The sequence below is a fragment of the Cupriavidus sp. 05N39 genome (assembly GCF_056397325.1).
Genome location: NZ_JBFTNE010000048.1, coordinates 1 through 11,955, shown reverse-complemented (window position 1 = coordinate 11,955; position 11,955 = coordinate 1). Strand labels below are relative to the sequence as shown.

The window sequence follows — 11,955 nt, the reverse complement described above, 5'->3', positions numbered from 1 at the left end:
TGGTTCTTGCGCACCCACCCGCGGCGGCCTTCCGCGGCCAGCGGCGCGCAATAAAAAGAACCAGGGAGACAGCCGTGAATCCGAAGACCCTCGTCGTCTTGCTCATTGCCCCATTGCTGACCGTGATGACAGCAACCAAGGCCGCCGCGCAAGCCTATCCGCGCCAGCCCATTCGCATCGTCGTGCCCTATGCGGCCGGCGGCATGACGGACGTCGTGGCGCGCGTGATCGGCCTGCGCCTTGGCGAGCGGCTTGGCCAGCCTGTGGTGGTGGAAAACCGGCCGGGGGCAGCCACCATCGTCGGCGCGGAGCAGGTCGCAGGAGCCAGCGCCGATGGCTACACGCTGCTGGCGGCCACCAATACTACGCTGACCATCAATCCCTGGCTGTACCCGAAGCTGCCTTACGACCCCGCCCGGAGTTTCGCGCCGATCGCGCTGGTTGCCACAGCGCCGAGCGTGATCGTGGTGAATCCTGCCGTGCCCGCCAGGACCATGGACGAACTGGTGCAACTGTCCCGCACCAAGCCAGGCAGCTTGAGCTATGCATCGTATGGCAACGGCTCGACCGCGCATCTTGCCGGCGAGATGCTGAAGGCGCGCGCCGGGATCGACGTGCTGCACGTGCCGTACAAGGGCAGCGCGCCGGCCAAGGCCGCCGTGATGGCCAACGAGGTGTCGATGACCTTCGAGCCCGCCTTCACCGGCCTGCCGCAGATCACGGCGGGCAAGCTGCGCGCGCTTGCCGTGATGAACGCGAAGCGCTCGGCGGTGATGCCCGATGTGCCGACCACGGCGGAGCTTGGCTTCGGCGGCGTCGAGATGTCGGCCTGGGTCGGCCTGGTGGCGCCCGCCGCCACGCCGCCCGCCGTGGTGGAGCGGCTGGCCAGCGAGATCGAGCGCATCGTGGCCGAGCCGGCGGTGCAACAAACCTTGCTGCGCAGCGGGGCCGAGCCGGTGGGCTATTACCGCGAAGCCTTCGGTGCCTATATCCGCGAGGAAACCGCCCGCTACGGCAAGGTGATCACGGCCGCGCACATCCGCGCCGACTGAACAAGCACGACCCGCCACCCAAGCCACGACCATGCCAACATGAACAAACCGCTTTCCCATATCYGCGTACTCGACCTGACCAGGGTGCTGGCCGGCCCCTGGTGCACCCAGAACCTGGCCGACCTGGGCGCGGAGGTGATCAAGGTCGAGCGGCCCGGCGCGGGCGATGAAACCCGCGGCTGGGGGCCGCCCTGGATGCCCGTCGACGCCGGACAGGAACGGCAGGACTCCACCTACTACGCCTCAACCAACCGGGGCAAGAAATCGGTCACTGTCGATTTCGCGACCAGCGAAGGCCAGGAGATCGTCCGGCGCATGGCAGCCACCTGCGATGTGCTCGTGGAGAACTACAAGGTCGGCACGCTGGCGCGCTTCGGGCTCGGCTACGAGGACCTGCGCGCGGCCAACCCCGGATTGATCTATTGCTCGGTCACCGGCTATGGGCAGACCGGCCCCTATCGGCACCGTCCCGGCTACGACTTCGTCTTCCAGGGCATGAGCGGGCTGATGAGCCTGACCGGCGAGCCCGACGATGCCTGCGGCGAATGCGAAGGCGGCGGGCCGCAGAAATTCGGCGTGGCGGTGGCCGACATGACCACCGGCCTGTACGCCAGCCTCGCGATCACGGCCGCCCTGGCATGGCGCGAGCGCAGCGGCCTGGGCCAGCATATCGACATGGCCTTGCTCGATTGCGCGCTCGCGCTTGGCAGCAACCAGGCGGTTGGCTACCTGGCTTCGGGCAAGGTCCCGCGCCGCTACGGCAATGCGCATCCCAACGCCGTGCCGTACCAGGTCTTCGCCACCCAGGACGGCAAGCTGATCGTGGCGGTAGGCAACGACGGACTGTTTGCCTCGTACTGCGAGGCCATCGGCCGGCCGGATCTTGCCGCCGATGCGCGCTTTGCCAGGGTCAGCGGCCGGCTGGTCAACCGCGACGCGCTGTTGCCGGTGCTGGCGGATATCATGCGCGCCGACACTACTGCAGCCTGGCGCGCGCGCCTGGAAGCGGCCGGCGTGCCTTGCGGTCCCATCAATGACTTTGCCCAGGCCTTCGATGATCCGCAGGTCCGGCATCGCGGCATCCGCGTGGACCTGCCGCTTTCCACCGGCGGGACCTGTCCCGCCATCGCCAGCCCGATGCGGTTCTCCGCCACGCCGCTGGACTACCAGAGCGGGCCGCCTGTCCTCGGCGAGCACACCGAGGCCGTGCTGGGCGACAGCCTGGGCATGGCACCCGAGGATCTGATCCGCCTGCGCGCTGCCGGCGTGATCTGAATACGTCTCTCGTCCTTCCATCCTCCTTGCCGGAACGCTCCCATGTCCTTCCAAGCCAGCTACGCCGAGTTCGTCAGTCCACGCCCCGGTGATGCGGGGACCAGCTCCCGCCACCTCGCGCCGGATTGCGCCGGCCTGGATTTCTTCGCGCTCGACCGGGGCCTGCGGGACCTGCTGGCGCTGTACCTGCCGGCGCAGGAACACCAGCACCTGCTGCCGCATTTCCAGCGCATGGGCCAGTTGGCCGGCGGCCGTCTGAATGCGCTGGCGGCGGTGGCCGACAAATACGCCCCGGTGCTTCACGCGCGCACCCGCTGGGGCGAGGACGACGACTGGATCGAATACCACCCGGCCTACCAGGAGATGGAACACATCGCCTTCGCCGATTTCCAGTTCCATGCGATGGGCCACCGCGCCGGCGTGCTGGGGTGCGCCGCGCCGCTGGCGCCGGCGGCGAAATACGCCTTCCAGTACCTGTTCGTGCAGTCGGAGTTCGGCCAGATGTGCCCGATCAGCGTGACGGATACCTCGATCCACCTGATCCGCAAGTTCGGCAGCCAGGCCTTGCAGCAAAAATTGCTGCCCAGCATGCTGTCCGCCGACCTGGCGTCGCTCTGGAAGGGCACCCAGTTCATGACCGAGAAGGCCGGCGGCTCGGACGTGGGTGCCATCGAGACCGTGGCGCGCGAGGAAGGTGGCCAGTGGCGCCTGTACGGCGAGAAGTGGTTCTGCTCGCATGCCGACGCGGACGTTGTCCTGCTGCTGGCCCGCCCCGAAGGCGCGCCGTCGGGCACCCGAGGGCTCGCGCTGTTCGCGCTGCCGCGCCGGCTGGACGATGGCAGCCGCAACACATACCGCATCGTCCGGCTGAAGGACAAGCTGGGCACGCGGTCGATGGCCAGCGGCGAAGTCCGGCTCGAAGGGGCGGTGGCCTATCCGGTGGGCGCGCTCGACCAGGGCCTCAAGCAGATGATGGAGCAGGTCAACCTGTCGCGCCTGTCGCACGCGGTGCGCGCTGCCGCCATGATGCGCCGTTGCCTGAACGAAGCGCTGCAGGCCGCGCGGCACCGCTCTGCCTTTGGGCGCGAGGTCATTGGCCATGCGCTGCTGCGGCGGCAATTGCTGAAGATCATGGTCCCCACCGAGGCGGCCTTGTCGATGGTCATGGCCACGGCGGACGCCATGCGGCGGGCCGGCGAGGAAGAGGGCGGGGGCGAGGGCGAGGGCGAGGGCGACGGTAGCGCACGGCAAGCCTTGCGCCTGCTGACGCCGCTGATCAAGCTGCGCGCCTGCCGGGACAATATCGCCGTGGCGACCGGCGCCATGGAAGTGCGGGGCGGCAACGGCTATATCGAGGATTTCGTCAACGCGCGGCTGGTCCGCGACGCCCACATCGGCGTGCTGTGGGAGGGCACCAGCAATATCAATGCGCTGGATGCCATCCAGCGGGCGGTGGGAAAGGAAGGGGCTCACCGTGCCCTGGGGAGCTTGCTGGCGGGTCGGCTGGAGCAATCCGGGAACCTGCCGGCGCCACTGCGGCAGGCCTTGTGGCAAGGGTGGCAACGTGCCGCTTCGCTCGCCGAGGCCGTGGCCGGCGGCGCGCGGCACGAGGCGGAGAGCCGCCGTGCCGCCAGCGCCCTCTACCACGCCAGTGCCGCCATCCTGATGGCCTGGGAGGCTACCCGGCCTGGCGTCGACGCCCGCCGGCTGCTACTGGCCGACGCGCTGCTGCGGCATCGCCTGCTGCCATCCGATCCGCTGGCGAGCCCGGATGAGGAGGGCGAATCCGCGGCGTGCCGGCTGCTGCTGGACCCGGCGCCGCTCACGCTGGAGCAGGCCTGCGCGGCGATCGCCCCGGCCTGATCCGGGCTGGCGCAAGTGGCGTATCCGGCGGCGGGCCGCGCCCGCTGATCCGCCGTGGGCGGGCGCGCGGGCACGACCGGATACAATGGCGGGTGGCGCCGCCCGCGGCGGCGTCTCTATACGGAAACCGCCCCAATGTTTGTCGATTCCCACTGCCATCTAGATTTCCCCGAACTGGCCGAACGCTTGCCCGAATTGCTGGAGAACATGCGTGCCAGCCAGGTAACGCATGCGCTGTGCATCTCGGTCACGCTGGAAGATTTCCCGCGCGTGCTGGCACTCGCCGAGCAGTTTCCGCATCTCTACGCTTCGGTCGGTGTGCATCCCGACTACGAGGAGGGCGAGGAGCCCACGCTGGAGCGCCTGCTGGCGCTTTCGGCGCATCCGCGGGTGGTCGGCACCGGCGAGACCGGGCTCGACTACTACCGGCTGAACGGCCGCAGCATCGCCGACATGGAGTGGCAGCGGGAGCGTTTCCGCACCCATATCCGCGCCGCGCGGCAGACCGGCAAGCCGCTCATCATCCATACCCGCTCGTCCGCCGACGACACCCTGCGCCTGATGCGCGAGGAAGACGCGCGCGCCGCCGGCGGGGTGATGCATTGCTTCACCGAGAGCTGGGAGATCGCCCGGCAGTCGCTGGATGAAGGCTTCCACATCTCGTTTTCCGGCATCGTGACATTCAAGAACGCGGTGGAGCTGCAGGAAACCGCGCGCAAGATACCGCTGGAGCGCATGCTGATCGAGACCGATTCACCTTACCTGGCGCCCGTGCCTTACCGCGGCAAGACCAACCAGCCAGCCTGGGTGCGCCATGTGGGCGAATTCATCGCCAATCTGCGCGGCATTCCGGTCGAGGAATTGGCGGAGCAGACTTCCGACAATTTCTTCCGTCTTTTCAAGCATATAGATAGGAATACTCATGTTTAACATGAAGGCTGTACGGCGTCTCGCCGCTGTCGCGGCGCTGCTTTGCGGCACCGTTGCCTGGGCGACGCCCGCCGACGATATGCGCAAGGCGGTGGAGTTCGATGACATCAACGCCGTCCAGAAGATGCTGGCGCGCGGCGTCGATCCCAACCTTGTCGATGCCAAGGGCAATCCCATGCTGGTGGTGGCATTGCGCGAGAAGTCGCTGAAGGTGGCAGGGGCACTGATCCGCGCCAAGAATATCGATTTCGACAAGACCAATGCGGCCGGCGAGACGCCGCTGATGATGGCCAGCCTGCAGAACGAACTCGATATGGTCAAGCTGATGGTCGACCAGATGGAGGTCGAGATCAACAAGACGGGCTGGACGCCGCTGCACTACGCGGCGACCAACGGCAACAACGAGATCGTCAAGTTCCTGGTTGATCACGCTGCCTATATCGACGCCGAAAGCCCCAACGGCACCACGCCGCTGATGATGGCAGCGCGCGGCGGCCATATCGAGACGGTCAAGCTGCTGCTGGACGAGGGCGCGGACATGCGGCTGAAGAACCAGCAGGGCATGACGGCAATCGACTTTGCCGAGCGCTACCACCAGAAGGAAATCGCGGACGGGCTGAAATCGCGCTGGCAGAAGCTGTATCCGCAGACGCCGCTAAGTTCGCAGTCCCCGCAAAAGGGCTGGAACTGAATTTGCGGGAAGCACGCCGGTCTTGCCCGGCGTGTTCCCGCCCCGGCTACGCGTCGTCCGCGAGGCGCACGCCGGTGAACTGCCAACGCTGGTGCGGATAGAAGAAGTTGCGGTAGCTGGCGCGGATATGCGATTCCGGCGTCACGCAGGAACCGCCACGCAGCACCAGCTGGCTGCACATGAACTTGCCGTTGTATTCCCCCACCGCGCCGGCGCCCGGCCGGAAGCCCGGGTAGGGCTGGAAGGGGCTGGCGGTCCATTCCCACACGTCGCCAAACATCTGCCGCAGCGCGCCCGAGGTATTCTGCCGGTCGGGCAGCGGCCGCAGAATCCGTCCTTCGACAAAATTCCCGGTGGCCGGCAGGTTGCGCGCCGCATGCTCCCATTCCGCCTCGGTTGGCAGGCGGCGCTCGGCCCAGCGGGCGAAGGCATCGGCCTCGTAGAAGCTGACATGGGTGACCGGGCTATCGGGATCGACCGGCTGCATCCCGCGCAAACTCATCTGCCACCAGGTGCCCTCGCGTTCCTCCCAGTACAGCGGCGCTTCGATGCCCTGTTCGCAGACCCAGCGCCATCCATCCGACAGCCAAAGGCCGGCGGTACGGTAGGCGCCGTCCTCGATGAATTCAAACCACTGGCGGTTGCTGATGGGGTGCGAGCAGAGCTGGTACGGCTGCAGCAGCACATTGTGGCGCGGGCCTTCGCAATCGAAGGCGAAGCCGTCGCGGTCGTGGCCGATGGCGACCACGCCGCCGGCAAAGCGGATCCATTCGGGGGCCGGGCGCGGGTCGGCGATGACGGGCGCCAGCAACTCCGGCGCGAAAGCCGGCTTCAGCGGGTTTTGCGCGAACAAGTGCAGGATGTCGGTCAGCAGCAATTCCTGGTGCTGCTGCTCGTGGTTCAGGCCAAGCTCGATCAGCGCTGCCTCGGCATCCGTCTGCGCGCTCGTGAGCAGCCCGAGCATGGTTTCGTCGACCGCTTCACGRTAAGCCAGGATCTCGTCCAGCGAGGGCCGCGAGAGCAATCCCCGGCGCGGGCGCGGGTGGCGGGCCCCGACCGACTCGTAATAGGAGTTGAAGAGGTAGCGGTATTGGGGGTCGACTGGCTCGTAGTCCGGGATGCGGGCCGTCAGCACGAACTCCTCGAAGAACCAGGTGGTATGGGCCAGGTGCCATTTGGCCGGGCTTGCGTCGTCCATCGACTGCACCGTGGCGTCGGCGTCGGTCAGGTCGGCGACCATGGCCTCGGTGGCCGAGCGGATGTGGCGGTACCGGGCAAGCAGGGCCGGCTCGTGCGGAGGATGCACGGCGCTGGCAGGCAGCAGGGCAGAGGACATGCGGGCTCCCTTATCGAACCTTGCGGACTTGGCATCTGCCGCGGATGCCGCGCGAAGGGCGGCTGGCCGTGGCGTGTGGATTGCGGACAGGTTCCGACCCAGGCCCTCGCAACAAGGCCGCGCGGGCTTCCCCCTGGATGGACGTGCACCGAAACCGCTCGGGCGTTCCGAACCATCATAGACCCGATCATGCACGGGGCATAGCAGGCTCTCGCCTGCAAAACCGGGGGCAATGCTCTCACCGGGCGGGCCGGCCAACGAGGTGGGAAACGGCTTGCCAGAGCGCAAAACGCCCGCCGGCATGAATGCGGGCGGGCGTTTTGCCTGGCGGCGCGGCGGCGTGCCGCCGCCTGGCGGTCAGGCGATCACGCGGCCAGGGCTGCCACGGCGCTGTTGGCGGAGGCCAGGCTGGCTTCGCGGGCTTCCGGGCCCATGGCGAGGCCATGCGCGCGCACATACGTGATATCGGTGATGCCCAGGAAGCGGAACACCACGTCGACGGTCTGCTCATGCAGGTCCAGGGCGTTGGCGTCCTGGCGCACGCCGCCGCGCGACGACACCACGATCACGCGCTTGCCGCCGGCCAGGCCAACCGGGCCGGTCTCGGTGTACTTGAAGGTGCGGCCGGCCTGGGCGATGCGGTCGATCCAGGACTTGAGCTGGCTCGGGATGCTGAAGTTGTATTGCGGCACGCCCACGACCAGCACGTCGGCTTCAAGGAATTCCTTCAGGAAGGCTTCGGTGCGTTGCAGTTCGCTTTCTTGCAGCGCGTTCAGGCCGTCCTTCGGGCCGCCCAGCACGGGCAGCAGTGCGTTCGACAGGTGTGCCGGAGCGTCCTGGTCGAGGTCGCGCACGGTCAGGGTGGCTTCCGGGTGCCTGGCGCGCAGGTCGGACACGACCTTGGCGGTCAGGGTGCGGGAAGCGGAGTGGCCGCCAAGTACGCTCGAGTCGATTTGCAAGATCTTCATGTTCATCTCCACAGGGGTTCGGGTTGGATGAAGCAAAGATAGCGGTCTGCCATTGATGCCGGTAGTGGGGCAAAATGGAACTTATTGTTCCAGGGGCAGAACGCCAGCCGGCTGCTACCCTGGCGCGCTCCCCCGCCGAGGAAGTCCGATGCAAGACCTGAACGATCTCTCGCTGTTTGCCCAGGTGGTCCAGCATGGCAGTTTTTCCGCCGCCAGCCGTGCCAGCGGCGTGCCAAAGTCCCGCCTGAKCCGGCGCATTGCGCAGCTGGAGCGCGACCTGGGCGTGCAATTGCTGCGCCGGACTACCCGGCAGGTACGCGTGACGCCGATTGGCGAGGCGTACTACGAGCGCTGCCGCGCCATGCTCGCGGAGGCGGAAGCGGCGCGCGAAGTGATCGAGCAGGCACGCGACCAGCCGGGTGGCAATTTGCGGATCAGTTGTCCGGTAGCGATCGCCCAAAGCCTGCTGGCCCCGGCGATCGGGCATTTCATGCAAGCCAATCCCGGGATTCGGATCGAGGTGGAGGCTACCAACCGCCGTGTCGACGTCATCGCCGAAGGATTCGACCTGGCGCTGCGCGTGCGCGATGTGATGGACGATTCCTCGCTCGTGGTGCGCACTTACGGCGAAAGCCCGCTCATGCTGGTTGCCAGTCCGGCGCTGCTCGACAGCATCGGCCGCCCGCGTACGCCCGAGGCGCTGGACGGCATGCCCGGCGTCAACCAGAAGCCGCACGATGGCAAGCATGTCTGGACGCTGAGCTGCAATACCGGCCAGTCCATCCACATTGCCTACGAGCCACGCCTGATCACCGACGAATTCGCCCTGCTGCGCGAGGCCGCCATCGCGGGCGTGGGCGTGGCGATGCTGCCGCGCATGTTCTGCCGCGACGCCATCGAAAACGGCGAACTGGAAGTGCTGCTGCCTCAGTGGATCATGCCGGTCGGCACCCTGCATGCGGTATTTCCCTCGCGCAAGGGGATGCCGCCGGCGCTGCGGCGCTTTCTCGATTTTCTTGCAGACATCCTGCCCGAAACGGCCCGCAAAGCCGGCATGCAGCCGCCGCGCCATCCCGGCATGCACCGGCCGATTGGCCAGATTTGAGGACAGGCATGCGGACAATGACGAGCCGGTGCAACTTGTGGCTTTACCTTCACGGCGCGGCGCACTAAGGTACATGTGCGTGCCTCGCGTGGAGCTAAAGGCGCTTCGTCAGTGCTGCCCGGCTGGACTTGCCTGCTTGCGGCGCTTTCGTTTTCGGACCGGAAAGGAGTGACAACCATGAGTGGTTCTCAGGCATCCCAGGACTTGGGCAAGGCGATACTGCGCATCGTGCTCGGCGTGCTGATCCTGTTGCATGGGATTTCCAAGCTCATCGAGGGGCCAGGGTTCGTGACGCAGGTGGTGGCGCAGGCCGGGTTGCCTCCGGCTATTGCGTACCTTGTCTATATCGGCGAGATCGTGGCGCCCGTCCTGCTGATCCTGGGCCTCTGGGCCCGGCTCGGCGCACTGATCGTGGCCGGCAACATGCTGGTCGCGGTCGGCCTGGTGCACATGAAGCAGATCGGCACGCTGGCTAACACCGGCGGCTGGGCGCTGGAGTTGCAGGCCATGTTCCTGGCCGCGGCGCTTGCGGTTGCGCTGCTTGGCGCGGGGCGCCTGAGCGTGGGCGGCATCAGCGGCAAGTGGAACTAGCGTAGCCGCCCATGGCTTTCCGGTCCGCCCTCCGCCTGCGTCCTCAGGGCGTCCAGCGACCCAGCGCCTCGGCCACGAACATATCGGGCGGCAGCGCGGGCGACCACAGGTAGCCCTGTCCAAGATCGCAGCCCAGGGCTTGCAGCGCATCGCGCTGCACGGGCGTTTCGATGCCCTCGGCCACGCACTCCAGCTTGAGGTCGCGCGCGAGGTTGATGACGTTGCGGCAGATCGCCGCGCGCTGGCCGTTGCCCGGCACGGCGACCACGAAGGAGCGGTCCAGCTTGATCTGGGTGAATGGCAGGTCGGCCAGGAGCTTGAGGGTCGCGATGCCGATCCCGAAATCGTCGATCGCCACGCCGTAGCCGAGCAGGCGCAAGCGGTTCAGTGCGATCGACAGGGCACGGGTGTCGTGCACCGGATAGCCTTCGGTCAGCTCGATGATCAACAACTGGCGTGGCATGCCGCTGGCTTCCACCATGGCATCGAAGGCGTCCAGTACGCCGGGCCGGCATAGTGTCTGGGCGGATGCGTTGATGCTGAGCGGGATGCGCACGCCGCGCGCCAGCAATTGCCGTTGCACCGCCAGGCATTGCTGGCCCGCCAGCTGGAAGATCGCATCGGCCTCGCCCAGCGCCTCCAGCCTGGGAATGAACAGGTCGGGCCGGATCAGGCCCTGCTCCGGATGGCGCCAGCGGCAGAGCGCTTCGGCGCCCGCCAGCGCGCCGCTGCCGATCCGGAACTGGGGTTGCAGCATGATGAAGATGGCGCCAGGCGTTTGCATCGCGGCCAGCAAGTCGTGGTCTTCCGGCTGGCTCGGTGCCGCCGCGGGTACTTCCGTGGTGAGGTCGCGCCTCAGCACATCCTGCAGGATTTCCTCCAGCACCACTGCCGAGATCGGCTTGCGAATCGCCCGCACATCGGACAGGCCGACCGAATCGGCCAGGCTCACATGGGACTCGATGATGTCGTCCTGCAGCGCCGACACCCAGACCCACAGCGGCTGGGCGCCCGCGAACGCGTTCTTGCGCCGGGTCAGTTCGTCCATCATGCCCGGCCCGTTGAGCCCCGGCATCTCGATATCGCAGAGCACGAGGTCGAACTTGCGTGCCGCCAGCAGGTCCAGCGCGGCGTGGCCRTCGGCGGCGCACTGCACCTCGCTGACGCCGAGCTGGGTCAGCAACTGCTCTGCCGCCAGCAACTGGAAAGGGTGGTCATCGACCACCAGGGCGGACAGTCCGGCGTAGCGTGTCTGCATGGTTGGCTGGGGAATGTATCGACCGCACGGTCGATGAAGTGAGAGGGGCGTCGCGCCATAGTAGCGCACATGATGCGCGCCGCGCGTGTCCTGGCATGGGGGCCGCGGGCTTCGGCGATGGCGGTCCGCACGGCGGGGGAGGGCGTTTCTTCACGGAAATCGCGCGATATTCCGTCCTCGCAGCCATCTTGCGCGGAAACGCCGCGCCCAGACCCGCTACAATCGCTGCCCGAGGTATTAGATGATGGCGTTTCGATAATGGGTTTTGGCTGGTTCGGATTTTCGACCTTGTGGCTTGTGCCGCTGGTGTGGCGACAGGTGGCGCGCCTGCTTGCCGGTGAGCGCCGTTTCTTTAGCGGACGCGGCACGCTGCGGGTCTGGCTCGGCACGCTGATCGTGCTGTGCGCGAGCGCTTCGCTCGAAGCGCTGACGGGGGCCGCGGGCGAGGCCGGCATGGCGGGCAGCACGTCCGGCGGCAGCGCCGGCCGTGCGCTGGGCGGCCTGGTTTCCGGCATGTTCGGCTGGAGCGCAAGCCTGCTGCTGATGCTGGGCGTGCTGGCGCTGGCCGCGCCGATGGTGTTCGGGGAAACCTGGCGCAGCCTGTTCCTGCGCAAGCCCGTCATGGCGGAGCCGGAAGAGGCGGATCCCGCGCCGTTGCGCACCCCCGCCCGTACCGCGCGCGAGCCGGACAACTGGGAGACCACGCACCTGGGCGCGATGCACGCCGCGGCGCCGGGCACGGCCGACCATGTACCGCGCCACAAGGGCATTGAAGCTGTTTCGGCGCGGCGCCAGCCCGTCTGGCAGCCGCCGGCGCGCACCCGTAATTCGCCGCCGCAGCCAGGCGAGATCTGGCTGCAGCAAGCCGGGCCGCCGGGAGCCGTCA

The 11,955-nt window shown here is 67.4% G+C and carries 11 protein-coding genes; 8 read left to right on the top strand and 3 right to left on the bottom strand.

The features are described 5' to 3' along the window. The first annotated feature begins 74 nt into the window (after positions 1–74). The 5 genes from AC1DN0_RS22485 (at position 75) to AC1DN0_RS22465 (ending at position 5,811) form a co-directional block, all read left to right on the top strand. Positions 75–1,052: a Bug family tripartite tricarboxylate transporter substrate binding protein gene (locus AC1DN0_RS22485; RefSeq protein WP_477111164.1), complete on the top strand. Its 978-nt coding sequence runs from the start codon at positions 75–77 to the stop codon at positions 1,050–1,052. Positions 1,053–1,091: 39 nt separating this feature from the next. Beyond that, positions 1,092–2,327: a CaiB/BaiF CoA transferase family protein gene (locus AC1DN0_RS22480; protein ID WP_477146021.1), complete on the top strand. Its 1,236-nt coding sequence runs from the start codon at positions 1,092–1,094 to the stop codon at positions 2,325–2,327. 42 nt (positions 2,328–2,369) lie between these two features. Beyond that, a complete protein-coding gene (locus AC1DN0_RS22475; RefSeq protein ID WP_441628573.1) occupies positions 2,370–4,190 on the top strand; it encodes an acyl-CoA dehydrogenase family protein in 1,821 nt (606 codons plus the stop codon). 135 nt (positions 4,191–4,325) lie between these two features. Then, positions 4,326–5,120, top strand: a complete 795-nt coding sequence (locus AC1DN0_RS22470) for a TatD family hydrolase (RefSeq protein WP_276288844.1) — start codon at positions 4,326–4,328, stop codon at positions 5,118–5,120. Position 5,121: 1 nt separating this feature from the next. Then, the gene (locus AC1DN0_RS22465; protein WP_441628700.1) at positions 5,122–5,811 is read left to right on the top strand and encodes an ankyrin repeat domain-containing protein; all 690 of its coding nucleotides are present in this window, start codon (positions 5,122–5,124) and stop codon (positions 5,809–5,811) included. A gap of 46 nt (positions 5,812–5,857) precedes the next feature. Here AC1DN0_RS22465 and egtB read toward each other — a convergent pair whose 3' ends face one another. Both egtB and AC1DN0_RS22455 read right to left on the bottom strand, forming a co-directional pair. Then, the gene (egtB, locus tag AC1DN0_RS22460; RefSeq protein WP_441628571.1) at positions 5,858–7,147 is read right to left on the bottom strand and encodes an ergothioneine biosynthesis protein EgtB; all 1,290 of its coding nucleotides are present in this window, start codon (positions 7,145–7,147) and stop codon (positions 5,858–5,860) included. A 365-nt stretch (positions 7,148–7,512) separates the two neighbouring features. Continuing rightward, a complete protein-coding gene (locus AC1DN0_RS22455) occupies positions 7,513–8,115 on the bottom strand; it encodes an FMN-dependent NADH-azoreductase (protein WP_441628569.1) in 603 nt (200 codons plus the stop codon). A gap of 148 nt (positions 8,116–8,263) precedes the next feature. Here AC1DN0_RS22455 and AC1DN0_RS22450 point away from each other — a divergent pair, with 148 nt between their 5' ends. Next, a complete protein-coding gene (locus AC1DN0_RS22450) occupies positions 8,264–9,220 on the top strand; it encodes a LysR family transcriptional regulator (RefSeq protein WP_477146020.1) in 957 nt (318 codons plus the stop codon). Between the two features lie 177 nt (positions 9,221–9,397). Next, on the top strand, positions 9,398–9,811 hold the full coding sequence (locus AC1DN0_RS22445) for a DoxX family protein (RefSeq protein ID WP_045236369.1): 414 nt from the start codon (positions 9,398–9,400) through the stop codon (positions 9,809–9,811). Positions 9,812–9,854: 43 nt separating this feature from the next. Here AC1DN0_RS22445 and AC1DN0_RS22440 read toward each other — a convergent pair whose 3' ends face one another. Next, a complete protein-coding gene (locus AC1DN0_RS22440) occupies positions 9,855–11,069 on the bottom strand; it encodes an EAL domain-containing response regulator (protein ID WP_441628565.1) in 1,215 nt (404 codons plus the stop codon). Between the two features lie 258 nt (positions 11,070–11,327). On the opposite strand from AC1DN0_RS22440, the gene AC1DN0_RS22435 reads away from it, so the two are divergent. Next, a partial coding sequence (locus tag AC1DN0_RS22435) for a DNA translocase FtsK 4TM domain-containing protein (protein WP_477146019.1) occupies positions 11,328–11,955 on the top strand: 628 nt, incomplete at its 3' end.

Coding starts and splice junctions, on each gene's coding strand:
- AC1DN0_RS22465 (WP_441628700.1), top strand. CDS start 5,122: ATGAAGGCTGTACGGCGTCTCGCCGCTGTCGCGGCGCTGCTTTGCGGC.
- AC1DN0_RS22475 (WP_441628573.1), top strand. CDS start 2,370: ATGTCCTTCCAAGCCAGCTACGCCGAGTTCGTCAGTCCACGCCCCGGT.
- AC1DN0_RS22470 (WP_276288844.1), top strand. CDS start 4,326: ATGTTTGTCGATTCCCACTGCCATCTAGATTTCCCCGAACTGGCCGAA.
- AC1DN0_RS22455 (WP_441628569.1), bottom strand. CDS start 8,115: ATGAAGATCTTGCAAATCGACTCGAGCGTACTTGGCGGCCACTCCGCT.
- AC1DN0_RS22445 (WP_045236369.1), top strand. CDS start 9,398: ATGAGTGGTTCTCAGGCATCCCAGGACTTGGGCAAGGCGATACTGCGC.